Genomic DNA, 13,745 nt, shown 5'->3' with positions numbered 1-13,745 from the left:
GGTCCGCTCAGCGCAGCTCCTTGAGCCGCTGCCCCAGGACCGTGGTGATGCCGTCGCGCATCGTGACGCCGTAGACGGTGTCGGCGATCTCCATGGTGCGTTTCTGGTGGGTGATCACGATCAGCTGCGAGGACTCCTGGAGCTGCTGGATGATCTTCAGCAGGCGGCCCAGATTGCGGTCGTCCAGGGCGGCCTCGACCTCGTCGAGCACGTAGAAGGGCGACGGCCTGGCCTTGAAGATCGAGACCAGCATGGCGATGGCCGTCAGCGACCGCTCACCGCCCGAGAGCAGGGAGAGGCGCTTGATCTTCTTGCCCGCCGGACGGGCCTCGACGTCGATGCCCGTGGTGAGGTAGTCCGTGGGATCGGTCAGGCGCAAGCGTCCCTCCCCTCCCGGGAACAGGGTCGCGAAGACGTCCGTGAACTCCCGCTCCACGTCGTGCCAGGCTTCGGTGAAGACCTTCTCCACGTGCTCGTCGACGTCCTTGATGATCTGTCGCAGGTCCGCCCGGGACTTCTTCAGGTCCTCCAGCTGCTCCGCCAGGAACGAGTGCCGCTCCTCGAGGGCGGCGAACTCCTCCAGGGCCAGCGGGTTCACCCGGCCCAGCTTCGTCAGGTCCTTCTCCGCCGCGGCCAGGCGCTTCTCCTGCTCGGCGCGGACATAGGGCCTGCCGGGGACGTCGTCGCCCTCCGGGGATGCGTCCACGGCACGGTCTTCGGCGCCGGGGTCCTCGTCCGCGATCTCCGCATCCGCGGCCGCCCGCTCACGGGCCGATCGCTCCTCGGGGTCCTGCTCCCCGGCGCGGGGAGCGTCGTGCTCGGCCTCCAGCTCGCGGCGGGCCGCCACGGCGGCAGCGCGTTCGTCCCGGCGCTGGGCGGCCTCCAGCACCACGCCCGCATCGGGCACCAGCAGGTGCGGGCCGTAGTTCTCGACCAGGGCGTCCGGTGTCAGCCCGAGGTCCTCGAGCGACTTCCCCTCGAGCGCCTCGATCCGCATGCGCTGCTGAGCCCGCGCCAGTTCGTCCCGGTGCACGGAGTCGGTCAGTTCCTGGACCCGCTCGGCCAGGGATTCGTTGGCGGCCCGCACCTCCCGCAGCTCGGCGTCGATCTGGGCCCGGACCTCCTCCGCCCGGGCGCGCTCGGCCTCCGCCAGGTCCACGGAGGCGTCGATCCGCTCCAGGATCTGCCCGACGGCGGCCACGACGGCCTCGGCGTTGCGGGCCTGCAGCCGCCGCCGTTCGGCCCGCTTCTCGGCCTCCTCCCTGGCCCGGCGCTCCGCCGCCGCCGCGCGCTCCTGGGAATGAGCCCGGTTGCCCAGCGCCCGGGCCTGCTCCTCCAGGGACCGGAGGGACAACCGCGCTTCCGTCTCCGTGCCCCGGGCCTTGGCCGCGGCCTCCTGCGCCGCATCACGCCGGGCGACCGCCTCCAGGTGCCGCTGGTCGGCGTCATCGTCATCGGCGGTCTCCTGCGCCGCCTCCAGACGGCTCAACGCATCGGTGAGCGATCTCTGATGCGCCGCGACCTGATCCTGGGCCTGGCTGACCTGGCGGTCGAACCGGTCCGACTCTGCCTGAGCCGAGCCGAGCACGGCCTCGGTGCGCGACAAGGACGCCTGCGCCTGCTGGGCCGTCTTCTCCGCCGATTGCAGGGCGGCCCGGGTGGCCTCCATCGTCGGCCGCAGACGGTCCCGCTCCGCGTGGGCTCTCTCGGCGGCCTCCGTCGCCTTGCCGAGGGTGCGGGCGAGCTCCGCCAGCTTCGTCTCCGCCTCTTCCGCCCTAGCCAGGATCTCCATGGCGCCCGCAGCCTCGGCGGCGCCACCCCAGGCGCTGCGCGGGGCGAAGACGTCGCCGTTGCGCGTCACGGCGCGTACGGCCGGGTGCTCGGCCACGAGACGAACGGCCTTGGCGGCATCCTGCACCAGCACCGTGGCCGAGAGCTCGGCTCGGACCTGTGCGAGGATCTCCTCCGCCACCCCGGACTCGTCCGCGCCTGCGCTCACGGCCTCGCCCGCGGGGAGCACGCCCGCCAGCCTGCGCACCTCCGCGGGCAAGACCATGGCGGACGGACCCGAGCCGCCGCCCGGCGGCTGTCGGCGGTCCTCCGTGATCAGCACATGGACGCGCCCCGACCCGGATTCCCGCAGGGCCTCGAATGCCCCGGCCGCCGCCGTATGCGAACGCACCGCGAGCGCCTCGGCCAGGGGCCCCAGCGCGGCGGCGATCGCCCGTTCCCAGCCCGTCCGCACCGCGACCAGGGAAGCGACCGCCCCCACCACGTCGTCGGCCGCCTGCCGGCGCACGGCATTGGAGCCGTCCGGCTGCCGGACCGAAGCTCGCAGGGTCTCCGCGCGGGCGGCCTGCGCGTCATGAGCGCGCAGGGCCTCGGCGCGCGCGGCGTCCGCCTGGCGGGCGAGATCCCTGGCGGAGTCGAAGGCCTCCACCGCCTCGTCCCGGTCGGCCCGGGCGCGCTCGGCCGCCTCGGTCGCGTCCTCGGCCGCCACCCTCAGCTGCTCGACCTCGCCCGCGGCGCTCTGGCGCCGCGCCGACGCCTGGCCGACGGTCTCGCGCAGGCGCTGCAGCTCGTTCTCGGCGGCCTCGACCCTCGACCGGGCGGCGCCCACGCCGCCCGAGAGCTTGGCCATTCCCTCCCGGCGGTCCGCGGCCGCACGCAGGATGGCCGTGACGGCGCCTTCCGCCTCGCGGGCCTCGGTCTCCGTGTCCTCCCGGTCCTGGATGGCCTCCGCCAGAGCCTCGACGGCGGCCTCGACCCGTTCCAGCATGGCCCGTTCCTCGTCCCGGGTGCGTTTGGCCTGCTCCGCCAGGCGGTCCGGATCCCGGTCGGAGGAAGGCGTCTCCTGGGAGGTGCCGAGCAGGCGCCGTCGTTCGGCGGCCACCTGGCGCAGAGATCGGTGCCGCTCGCGCACCGCGGTGAGTTCGTACCAGGTCTCCCGGGCCGCGGTCACGGCGGGGGTCGCCTGGGCTGCCCTGGACTCGAGGCCGTCCTGGCGGTTCCGCCCGTCGGCCAGCTGCTTCTCGGCGGTCTCCTTCTCCTCGCGGAGCCTGCGCTCGGTCTCGACGTCGATGGCCAGCGCGGACTGCGCCTGGACCAGATCGTCGGCGAGCAGGCGAGCGCGGGCGTCACGGACGTCGTACTGGATGCGCTGGGCGCGGCGGGCCACACGCGCCTGCCGGCCGAGGGGGGTCAGCTGCCGCCGGATCTCGGAGAGCAGGTCCTCCAGGCGATCCAGGTTGACCTGCATGCCCTCGAGCTTGCGTACCGTGCGCTCCTTGCGGCGCCGGTGCTTGAGGATTCCCGCGGCCTCCTCGATGAAACCGCGGCGCTCCTCCGGGGTGGCGTGCAGGATCCGGTCCAGCTGCCCCTGCCCCACGACGACGTGCATCTCCCGCCCCAGGCCGGAGTCGGAGAGCAGCTCCTGGATGTCCAGCAGGCGGCAGGACCTGCCGTTGATCGCGTACTCGGAGCCCCCCGTGCGGAACAGCGTCCTGGAGATGGTGACCTCGGTGTACTCGATGGGCAGCGCGCCGTCGGTGTTGTCGATGGTCAGCGAGACGTGCGCCCGGCCGAGGGCCTGTCGCCCCGAGGTGCCGGCGAAGATGACGTCCTCCATCTTCCCGCCGCGCAGGGTCTTGGCGCCCTGCTCGCCCATGACCCAGGTCAGGGCGTCGACCACATTCGACTTGCCCGACCCGTTGGGTCCCACCACGCAGGTCACGCCCGGTTCGAACTCGAAGGTCGTGGCGGAGGCGAAGGACTTGAACCCGCGCACGGTAAGGGTCTTCAGATGCACGGTCGGTCAGGTCTCCTGGGGCGACGGGGGCGTGGCCGGCTGTCGTTTTCGCCGCCCACGGGGACGCACCTGTAGATCCTAGCGGCAGCCGCATCGGCACTCCGCCAGGGGAGAACACCGGAGGCGGAACTCAGGTGGGTTGGCACCGGTAGTTAGACTGACCGCAGCTAGTCCTGTCCGTTCTACGAAAGCGCCGTGCTTTGCCAGGTAACTCGATCATCCGACACAACAACGCCTCCCTCCTGTCGATCAAGAAGGTCGAGGCGGACGAGGTCGTCAAGTCGGAGACAGCAGATCAGAAGCTCGCGGAGACCTTCCAGCGGTTGAAGCTCCCGCCCGGCTTGCTCGAGCGTCTGGCTGGTGTGAAGGAGCACCGGGTCTGGGCCCCTGGCAGGCACTACACCGACGGCGCTGTGGAGGCCGCGCAGGCCGCGCTGGACGAGGCCGGGGTCTCGCCCGACCAGGTCGGCCTGCTGATCAACTGCTCCGTGACGCGCGACGGCTACGAGCCGGCCCTGTCGGTCTCCGAGCACGCCCGGCTCGGCATGCCGAGCTCCACCCTGAACTTCGACATCACCAACGCCTGCCTGGGGTTCGTCAACGGCCTCACCGTGGCCTCGACCATGATCGACGCCGGAGCGGTCGACTACGCGGTCGTCCTGGCCGGGGAGGATCCCACCCCCTGGCACCGGGAGGCCTTCGAGCGCCTGCAGCAGCCGGGTGTCACCCGCGCCGACGTCATCCGCGAGTTCGCCACCCTGACCCTGGGCTGCGGCGCCGCCGCCGCAGTGGTCGGCAAGGCCGACGCCCACCCCGACGGCCACCGCATCCGCACCTCGGTGACCCGCTCGGCCACCGAGCACCACGGGCTGTGCATCGGAGGTTTCGACGGCATGTTCACGGATGCCGCGGGCCTGCTCAAGCACGGCGTGGGGCTGCTGACCGAGACGTGGGAGGAGGCCCGGACGCAGGGCTTCGAATGGGATGACTTCGACTGGGTGATCGCTCATCAGGTCTCGACCTCGCACACGGACAAGACCGAGAACGACATCGGGATCCCGCCGCACAAGCTGCCCCGCACGTTCCCCTTCTGGGGCAACGTGGCCGCCGCCGCACTGCCCATGACCTTGGCCCAGCAGGCCGAAGGAGCCTTCCAGGAGGGCCACCGGGTGCTGGCCATGGGCGTGGGTTCCGGACTGAACGCGACCTTCATGGAGATCGACTGGTGAGCCGCTCTGCCAGCACCACCGAAGACTCGGCCCCGCGCCTGCCGTACACGGACACGCCCCTGCCGGGGATCGACCCCCGCTGGTCCAGGACCGTGGACGTGGCCTCGAACGCGAGCTGCGAGCCCGTTCGCGGCCGCGTCCGGCGCTGGCACGTCCTGGACAACCTGGGGGTCCTTGAGGCCGACGGCAAGCAGCCGGCCGGAACGGTCCTGGCGGTCCACGGCAACCCCACCTGGTCGTATCTGTGGCGCAACGTCATCGCGGCCGCCACGGAGGCGGACCGGCCGTGGCGGGTGGTCGCCGTCGACCATCTGGACATGGGCTTCTCCGAGCGGACCGGGCTGAACCGCAGGTTCGACGACCGGATCCAGGACCTGACCGACCTGACGGCCGCGCTGGGCCTGGACGACGGTCCCGTGGTGACGCTGGCCCACGACTGGGGCGGCCTGATCTCGATGGGCTGGGCGGAGGCCCATCCGTCCGCCCACGCCGGGACGATCATGACGAACACCGCCGTCTACCACGACCCCGACAGCGGCCCCATCCCCAGCCCCCTTCGCCTGGCCCTGGCACCGGGCGTGCACGGCGTGCTGACCTCCCGGACCAGCGCGTTCCTGGACGTCTCCGTATCGCTCGTGGAGTCGGGGATCGACGACGACGTCAAGGCCGCCTTCAAGGCTCCGTACCGGAGCGCGCAGCGACGTGGGGGCATCGAGAACTTCGTGGCCGATATCCCGGCCTTCGACGGGCATCCGTCGAATCCGCGGTACGAGCGCACCGCGTCGTGGGTGGCCGGTTCGACGGTGCCCGCCCTGTTCCTGTGGGGCACCCAGGACCCTGTGTTCAAGGAGCGGTATCTGCAGGACCTGATCCGCCGCATGCCGCAGGCCACGGTGCACCGGTACGAGGGCGCCAATCATCTGCTGCCGCAGGACCGGCCCGTCGAGCAGCCCATCGTGCGGTGGCTGGCCGAGACCTTCGCGGATGAGCCGACCCACCGTGCCCGGCATCAGGCCGCCCGCCCCCGGGGCGTCGACGACGCCGATTTCAAGCCGTTCCACGCGGGGTTGGCCGAACGCGCCGCCCAGCAGACCCATGCCTGGGAGGTGGCCACCGCGGACATGGGGGCGGCCACCAACGACCGGGAACCGGCCGTCCGCAAGCGCCTGTCATGGACCGAGCTGGAGACCCGCGTCGATCGGATCGCCTCCGGGCTGCTCGGCATCGGCGTGCGGCCCGGCGACCGGATCAACCTGATGGTCCCTCCCGGCACCGACCTGACCACCCTGATCTACGCGTGCTTCCGTATCGGCGCGGTCATCGTCGTCGCCGATACGGGGCTGGGCGCCAAGGGGCTCTCCCGGGCCTTGAAGGGCGCCGCACCGACCTGGCTCGTCGGTATCCCGCAGGCGCTGGCCGCGGCCAAGGCCCTGGGCTGGCCGGGCACCCGGATCAGCACGACCGCGCTGGATCCGGTGCGCGCCAAGGCCCTCGGCGTCACCCACTCCGTGCCCGACCTGGAGAAGTCCGACCCCATCCCGGTTCCCGAGCTGGACCCGGATGCCGATGCGGCGGTGCTGTTCACCTCCGGTTCCACCGGGCCGGCCAAGGGCGTGGTCTACACCCAGCGCCAGATGGCGGCCATGCGGGACGCCGTCTCGGAGGTCTGCGATCTGCGACCCGGGACCGGGCTGGTCGCGGCCTTCGCCCCGTTCGCCCTCCTGGCACCGGCCATGGGGGCATCGTCGGTGACCCCGGACATGGATGTCACCAAACCGCGCACGCTGACCGCCCGTGCCCTCGCCGACGCGGCCGGGGCCATCTCCGCGACCTCCGTCTTCGCCTCCCCCGCCGCGATCCAGAACGTCCTGGACACCCAGGGCGAGCTGTCGGAGCACCAGCGGGAGGCTCTGGCGAAGGTGCGGCTGATGCTCTCGGCGGGGGCTCCCCTGCCGCCGCCGCTGCTGGAGGACCTGCAGGACCTGCTGCCCAACGCGACGCTCCACACGCCCTACGGCATGACCGAGTGCCTGCCGCTGACCGACGTCGATCTGGCCACCATCCGGGAGGCCGCAGTCGACGGCCAGCCTGCCGATCCCGCCGAGGGACCGCATTCGGCCCCTCGCGTCGAGGGTGCTGGACGAGGCGTGTGCGTGGGGACCCCGGTCCCCGGAGCCGTCATCCGGATCCGCCCCCTGGATCACGACGGCGTCCCGGCCGGCGAGCTCGTCGACACCCCGGGCGTCCTCGGGGAGATCGTGGCCCAGGCCCCGCATATGAAGGACCGCTACGACCGCCTGTGGGTGACCGAGAACGAGTCCACCCGCATCCCGGGCTGGCACTGCACCAGCGACGTGGGGCATTTCGACGCCAAGGGCCGTCTCTGGGTCGAAGGCCGCCTGGGACATGTCCTGCTCACCGCCGACGGCGTGGTGGCCCCGGTGGCCGCCGAGCACGCCGCCGACAATGTCCCGGGGATCGGTCGTACCGCTGTGGTCGGCGTAGGCCCCCGCGGCGCCCAGGTGCCCGTGGCCGTCTGCGAACTGCAGTCGCCGTCGCGGACCTCCGGCCCGGCCCGGCCGGCGCTGGCCGCCAAGGTGCGGGCCGCCGTCGTCGACGCGACGGGCCTGGACCTCGCCGCGGTGCTGGTGGTCCGGAGCCACCCCACGGACGTGCGCCACAACTCGAAGATCGACCGGACCCTGCTCGCCGAATGGGCGGCGAACGCCCTCGGCGGGGGAAAGATCAAGAACCCATGAGCCCCACTCCCACCGTCCCCTCCAAGGACCACGCTCCGCGCCGGGCCCACCGCGCCACGGCTGAAGAGCTGGAGAAGGTCACCGAGCTCAAGGGAGAGGGCCGCCGGGTGCTCGTCACCGGTGCCTCCGGGATGCTCGGCGCCGCGGTGGCCCGCCTCCTGCGGGATCGCGGGTGGACCGTGCGCCTCATGCAGCGCAGTGCCGCTCCCCTGGCCGCGGAGGAGGGCTTCGAGCAGGTCCTCGGCTCGGTCAGCGATCCGGAGGCCGTCGGGAAGGCCCTCGACAGGGTCGACGACATCGTCCACCTGGCCGCCAAGGTCTCCTTCGCGGGTGAGTGGGAGGAGTTCGTGCGGACCAACGTGACCGGGACGCGCGTCATCCTGGAGTCGGCGCGGCTGGCCGGGGTGCGCAACGTGGTGTTCGTGTCCTCGCCCTCCGTGGCGCACCAGGGCTCGTCGATCCAGGGCGACGGCGCCGAGCCGGCCGACCCGCACGGCGCCCGCGGCAACTACGCCCGGTCGAAGGCCGCTGCCGAGCTCCTGGCTCTGGAGGCGGACTCCCCCGGCCTCAAGGTGACCGCCATCCGCCCGCACATCGTGTGGGGGCCGGGCGATACCCAGCTGGTCGAGCGGATCGTGGACCGCGCCGCCCGTGGCCGCCTTCCGATCCTCGACGACGGCGCCGCCCTGATCGACACCACCTACATCGACAACGCGGCCGAGGCGATCGTGCGCGCCCTGGAGCGGATCGACGTCAGCCACGGCGAGGCGTTCGTGGTCACCAACGGGCAGCCCCGCCCGGTCGGCGAGATCATCGCGCTCATGTGCAAGGCGGGTTCCGTGGCTCCGCCCACCCGGAAGGTGCCGTCCGGCGTCGCCAAGCTCGCCGGCAGGGCGATCGAGAAGGTCTGGGCCGTCAAGCCGGGGAAGGACGAGCCTCCGATGACCGAGTTCCTGGCCGAGCAGCTCTCGACCGCCCACTGGTTCGACCAGAAGCGCACTCACGAGGTCCTCGGCTGGAAACCCGCGGTGACCATCGAAGAGGGCATGGACCGGCTCAAGAGCTACTACACCCGGAATCCTCTTCCCGTGGTGGCCGAGGTCCGGCAGAAGCGTCTGGAGAAGGTCCGCCGCAAGGTGAGCTGATTCGGTGAGCTGATTCGGGCGTAGACCGGCTAGATCGACGCTTCTCTCGACGAGTGGTCGTTCTGATCGCCTATCAGAGCTGATGGGCGAGCAGGACGACCACTCGTCGTAGTTAAGGGCCCGCAGCCCAGCTCTCAGCCCCTCTGCGAGTGGGCGAGCTCCCAGTGATGGCCGTCGGGATCGAAGAAGTAGCCGAGGTACAGCCCCACCTCCGGGTCGATCGCGGCGGGTTTCGGGACTCCGCCACCGTGATCGACCGCGGCCGCCAGCATGGAATCGAGGTTCTCGCGGGTCGCGATAGCGCAGCTGAGGATCACGCCGGTTCCCGCGGCATCACCGGGATAGGAGACCTCGCGACCGGCTTTCCGGCTGTATGAGGCGAAGTTCTCCTCCTCGAGGAGGAAGAGCGAGAGTCCGGGGAGTTCGACGGTGATCATCCCCTCCTCGATGACGAGGTCCGGCATGCTGAAGACGCCCTGGTAGAACCTCAGCGCGACCTGCAGGTCGCGTACGGGGAGGCAGACGACGGTACCGACGACACTGGATCCAGGGTGCTCGCTCATGTACCCAGCCTAAGCGACGACCTTTCGCCTTCTACGACGTGAGATGGCTGAGAACGATCTTCCCCGGACCGCGCGCAATCTTGCAGGACGACCGTGCGAAGACGGCGCTCCGCTGACCAGTGCAGGCCCCTTGCCCCGAACGAGTCTCGATCGCTTCGGCCATCATCGGTACACCTCGCGGCGATGCGCGACGCGCAGCACTAGGATCACCAGCTCGTCATCGTGGAGATCGTAGACGACCCGGTAGTCGCCGACGCGGATCCTCAACTCGCCTGCTCCGCCTGCCGGCTGGATCGCCCCGTCCGGACGCGGATCGACTGCGAGCGCCTCGATCGCGTCTTTTATGCGCCGGATGTTCTGGGGATGGATGCGACGGAAGGTTTTCACCGCGGCGCGGCTGTAGGAGATGCGGTACGGCACGCGGAGGGATTACAGGCCGAGCTCGGCCATCAGCTCCTCGTGAGACACGGGGGGCTCGCTTTCTCCACGCGCATCCGCCGCGGCCCGGACATCCGCTTGGTCCTCCAATACCTCTAGCGCCCGGTCGAAGAACTCCGGGGAGACTATGACGGCGCGCCGACTCGTCCCACGCGAGGTGATCTCGATGGGCTCGCGCTGGGCCTGAGCGATGTAGTCGCTCTGTCGGCCACGGAACTGGGACAGGGTCACGGAAGCCATAGCCACAACGTACAACTTGTACGCGACATACAGACAGCTGACCAGGATCTTCAGCGGCCGCCGCATCGAAGGTACCGCGTCGGGTGCATGCGCTGATGCAGAATGCGGATCACATCGCAAAACCGGCCACCGCCGGGGTCGTCCGCGATGACCTCGACCGCGCCGCTCTCCTCACCGACAACGAGACTTTCGCATGCTCACACCCACCATCGCTGCCAGTCATCCGGCCAGTGCCCGGTCGATCTCGGCCACGATCTGCCAGTGACCACGAGCCACGGCGAGATCCCGAGGGGCGACGCCGTTCCCATCGGGCAGCTCAGGATCCGCACCGGACGACAGGAGCGCCCGCACTACCCGCACATGATCACCGTCGCCGCTGCCCAGCACGATGGCCTCGTGCAATGCAGTCCATCCCAGATTGTTGATGTGATCGATCGGCACCCCCGCTTCGATCAGCAGTTCGACCGTGCGCAGGTGGCCGTGCTCGGACGCCGGGATGAGCGCGGTACCGCCGAACCGGTTCGTCGATGCGACGTCCGCTCCGTGATCTATCGCGGCGACGAGGATCTCGTTCAGCCCCTCGGCTCCGGCGTAGAGGAACGCGGAATCCTCGATGTCGTCCTTTGCGTCCGGGTCGGCACCTGATTCGAGGAGGAGGAGCGCGATGCGGGTGTGTCCCGCTTTCGTCGCGGCCACCAATGGCGTCCGCCCACCGTCACCGCGCACCTCCAGATCGGCACCGCGCGCGATCGCGCTCTTCACGGCGTCGGAGTCGACCGCGGCTACGGCATCCTGCAGAGCGAGCGTCGCGGCCGCGCGGTCGACTTCTCCGATGTCCTCGGCCGTGAGACTCGTCTCCGTCGCGGTACCCGTTGGAGATGCTTGGGCATCCCGGTCGGGGCTCGTCGCAGTCGTACAGCCCGCGAGCAGCACGCCGAGCAGTACGAGCACACCTCCGAGAGCGGTCACGCCACCGTGAGGCGTGAATCCCCGTCGTCGCATCCGCTCAGCCCTCGATCCTGTCCTCGATCGCCGAGAGACCCGCGGCAGCGCAGGACTGATCGTCCATGCCGGACGGTGCACCGCCCACCCCGATACCCGCGATGGACGCATCCCCCGCCTTGACGGACACTCCTCCCGGCATGAACAGCGTGCCGGGGAGTCGGTGGAGACCGTTCTCGTCGGCTCGCTCCACCAGATCACTGGTATTGGCCCCGAAGGCGGCCGCCGTATAGGCCTTCTGCCGGGAGGCGTCCACCGTGTGCTGGGCGGCGTTGTCACCTCTCACGAACGCCTGAAGCTCTCCCTGGCGATCGACGACGGCGACGGAGACCGCTCCGAGGCCATCGGAGGCACATTGCGCGAGGGCCGCTTCCGCAGCGATCATCGCTGTCGCCGCGCTCAGACGCGAGGTGCTCACGATGTTCTGCTCGGCGACCTGGATCACCGGAGACACGGTGTTGTCATCTGCTGCGGATCCTTCTCCGCTCTGCGACCCGCAGCCGGAGAGCACAACGGCGGCTCCGAGTGCCATCGCGATCGCGGCGGGAACGAGAGTGCGGGTGCGCTTCATGGCGTCTCCTCGAACAATGTGGTGGAGGTGGAATACGAGTCGCCGCCGGCAGGGTTCCCGGCCGAACGAGCGACGTGCCACCAAGCCTTGCCTCCCCGAGCATCCCGCGCCTCAACAGCACGGCTCCTTCTTTCTCAATCGATCGATTGAGGCGCCCGGCACCCCGTTGCCCGATACTGGTACCGATGACCGATCTCCGCTCCCGACCGCGCACCGCCGCCTCCGCGACTCCGGATCGGCCGCTCATTGCGATGCATCTGTCGGTCGATATCGGTTTCGCGGTCCTGCTGGTCGTCTGCGCGCTGCGCTACTTCGCCTACCACCCGTTCAACGGGGTCGGCGTCGCTGTGCTCGCCTTGGCTTCCGGATCCGGCGCGTGCTACGCGCTCGCCGTCATCAGCCGGTTCGTGCTCCGCCGGCAGCAGCTCGGGATCATCCTCGCTGCCGTCCTATGGCTCCCCCTCGCGGTGCTGGCTCCATCCTTCGCGTGGTGCGCGTTTCCGCTCTTCTTCGCACTGCGCCGGGTGCTCCGTCGCCGCGCGGCCCTGATCGGCAGCGCGATGGTGGTCCTCGCGGTGAGCGTCGGACTCTTTCTCATGTCGAACGGCGAGGACCTGGGCCTGGTGCTCGGGCCCTTCTTCGGTGGGCTCACGCTCTCCTTCGCCGTCGACGCGCTGGAGCAGGCTCTCGAGAATCGCGGGCGCTTGAATGCCGAGCTGCTCAGAACCCAGGAGCAGCTCGCCCGCTCCGAGCGCGAAGCCGGAGCCCTCGCCGAACGGAATCGCTTCGCGAGCGAGCTGCACGATACCGTCGTGCAGCGCACCGCGAGCGCCCTGATCCTGCTCCAGTCCGAGGATGAGCGCGAGACGGGAACCCCGGAGACGGTCGCCGAGGCCCGCGAGGTGCTCAGGGAGTCGTTGATCGAGACCAGACAGCTCGTGCACGGTCTCACCCGACCGCAGGGTTCGTCCTCGCTCACCTCGGATATCGCCGCGCTGGCCCGCGACCACGAGGCGAAGCAGACCACGGTGGGAACCGAGGTCGCGGTCGATGCGGAGGTCGCCCATGCACTGCTGCGAGTCGTGCAGGAGGCGCTCATCAATGCTGGCAAACACGCGCGCGCTTCCTCGATCCGGGTCACGGTCACCTTCTTCGGGCGGTCGGTCGGCGTCGACATCGCCGACGACGGGATCGGCTTCGAGCCCGATGCGGTCCAGGAAGACACCGGCGGGTACGGTCTGCGTGCCATGGCCTGGCGTATGGAGAGCCTCGGCGGGACGTTCACCGTCGAGTCGACCCCGGGCCGCGGAACCGTCGTCGCGGGCATCGTGCCGATCCCGTTCAAGGATGGCGAGGATCGATGATTCACATCCTGCTGTTGGACGATCATCCCGTCCTCCGGCACGGCACCCGTGCCCTGCTCGAGACCCAGCCCGACTTCGTCGTCATCGCCGACACGGATGATCCGGAGGAGGCGATCACGGTCGTGACGGAGAATCGGATCGATGTCGCTCTCGTCGACCTGGATCTCGGCCCGAACCGCAGTGATGGCCCCACCACCACGCGCCTGCTCTTGCGCGCCAGCCCCGGGACGCGCGTCGTCGCCTTCACCGCGTTCGACTCCGATGCGGATATCGTGCGGATGGTCGAAGCCGGTGCAGTCGGCTACCTCCTGAAGGACAGTCGTCCGGCCGCGCTATTCAGCGCGATCAGGTCGGCGGCCACGGGTTCCGCGGCACTCGCCGGGCCGATCGCCGCCAGGCTCCTGGATCGGATGCAGCGGCCTGACGACGCTCTCACGAGCCGCGAGCTGGAGGTGCTCGAACTCGCCGCATCGGGGCTCTCGAACCGCGACCTCGCCCGAAGGCTCCTCGTGAGCGAGGCGACGGTCAAGACCCACCTCCACCACGCCTTCATCAAGCTCCGCGCCGAGAATGGACAGGCGGCCATCGCCACGGCGATCAAGCAGGGGCTCATCCGCCTCTGATCC

Annotated in this window: 11 protein-coding genes; 5 read left to right on the top strand and 6 right to left on the bottom strand. The window is 70.3% G+C overall.

Annotated features, from left to right (window positions below):
* Nucleotides 1-7 precede the first annotated feature (7 nt).
* Nucleotides 8-3,808 (bottom strand): AAA family ATPase, encoded by a 3,801-nt coding sequence (locus FCK90_RS01565; RefSeq protein ID WP_158032521.1) that lies wholly within the window; start codon nt 3,806-3,808, stop codon nt 8-10.
* Between the two features lie 200 nt (nt 3,809-4,008).
* Here FCK90_RS01565 and FCK90_RS01560 point away from each other — a divergent pair, with 200 nt between their 5' ends.
* From FCK90_RS01560 to FCK90_RS01550, 3 genes are read left to right on the top strand one after another with little or no spacing between them, the layout of a single operon-like run.
* Nucleotides 4,009-5,037, top strand: coding sequence for a 3-oxoacyl-ACP synthase III (locus FCK90_RS01560; RefSeq protein WP_158032520.1), 1,029 nt, complete (start codon nt 4,009-4,011; stop codon nt 5,035-5,037).
* On the top strand, nt 5,034-7,796 hold the full coding sequence (locus tag FCK90_RS01555) for an alpha/beta fold hydrolase (protein ID WP_246179885.1): 2,763 nt from the start codon (nt 5,034-5,036) through the stop codon (nt 7,794-7,796). Before FCK90_RS01560 ends, FCK90_RS01555 begins: the two co-directional genes overlap by 4 nt.
* Nucleotides 7,793-8,941, top strand: coding sequence for an NAD-dependent epimerase/dehydratase family protein (locus FCK90_RS01550; RefSeq protein ID WP_158032519.1), 1,149 nt, complete (start codon nt 7,793-7,795; stop codon nt 8,939-8,941). The genes FCK90_RS01555 and FCK90_RS01550 overlap by 4 nt, the downstream gene beginning before the upstream one ends.
* Before the next feature lie 134 nt (nt 8,942-9,075).
* Here FCK90_RS01550 and FCK90_RS01545 read toward each other — a convergent pair whose 3' ends face one another.
* The 5 genes from FCK90_RS01545 to FCK90_RS01525 all read right to left on the bottom strand — a co-directional run bounded on the left by FCK90_RS01545 (nt 9,076) and on the right by FCK90_RS01525 (nt 11,755).
* The gene (locus FCK90_RS01545) at nt 9,076-9,504 is read right to left on the bottom strand and encodes a VOC family protein (protein WP_158032518.1); all 429 of its coding nucleotides are present in this window, start codon (nt 9,502-9,504) and stop codon (nt 9,076-9,078) included.
* Between the two features lie 162 nt (nt 9,505-9,666).
* Nucleotides 9,667-9,924, bottom strand: a complete 258-nt coding sequence (locus FCK90_RS01540; RefSeq protein WP_158032517.1) for a type II toxin-antitoxin system RelE family toxin — start codon at nt 9,922-9,924, stop codon at nt 9,667-9,669.
* A gap of 9 nt (nt 9,925-9,933) precedes the next feature.
* Nucleotides 9,934-10,182 carry a type II toxin-antitoxin system prevent-host-death family antitoxin gene (locus FCK90_RS01535; RefSeq protein ID WP_158032516.1) on the bottom strand — a complete coding sequence of 83 codons (249 nt, stop codon included), beginning with the start codon at nt 10,180-10,182 and terminating at the stop codon, nt 9,934-9,936.
* 219 nt (nt 10,183-10,401) lie between these two features.
* On the bottom strand, nt 10,402-11,151 hold the full coding sequence (locus tag FCK90_RS01530; RefSeq protein ID WP_246179883.1) for an ankyrin repeat domain-containing protein: 750 nt from the start codon (nt 11,149-11,151) through the stop codon (nt 10,402-10,404).
* 37 nt (nt 11,152-11,188) lie between these two features.
* The gene (locus FCK90_RS01525; RefSeq protein WP_158032514.1) at nt 11,189-11,755 is read right to left on the bottom strand and encodes a GlcG/HbpS family heme-binding protein; all 567 of its coding nucleotides are present in this window, start codon (nt 11,753-11,755) and stop codon (nt 11,189-11,191) included.
* 185 nt (nt 11,756-11,940) lie between these two features.
* Here FCK90_RS01525 and FCK90_RS01520 point away from each other — a divergent pair, with 185 nt between their 5' ends.
* Nucleotides 11,941-13,119: a sensor histidine kinase gene (locus FCK90_RS01520; RefSeq protein WP_158032513.1), complete on the top strand. Its 1,179-nt coding sequence runs from the start codon at nt 11,941-11,943 to the stop codon at nt 13,117-13,119.
* Nucleotides 13,116-13,742: a response regulator gene (locus tag FCK90_RS01515; protein WP_158032512.1), complete on the top strand. Its 627-nt coding sequence runs from the start codon at nt 13,116-13,118 to the stop codon at nt 13,740-13,742. Before FCK90_RS01520 ends, FCK90_RS01515 begins: the two co-directional genes overlap by 4 nt.
* The last annotated feature ends 3 nt before the right edge of the window (nt 13,743-13,745 follow it).

The sequence above is a fragment of the Kocuria coralli genome, assembly GCF_008831305.1.
GTDB classification, from domain to species: Bacteria; Actinomycetota; Actinomycetes; order Actinomycetales; family Micrococcaceae; genus Kocuria; species Kocuria coralli.
Note: the sequence above shows the minus strand (reverse complement) of the source record. Positions and strands in the feature narration are given on the sequence as shown.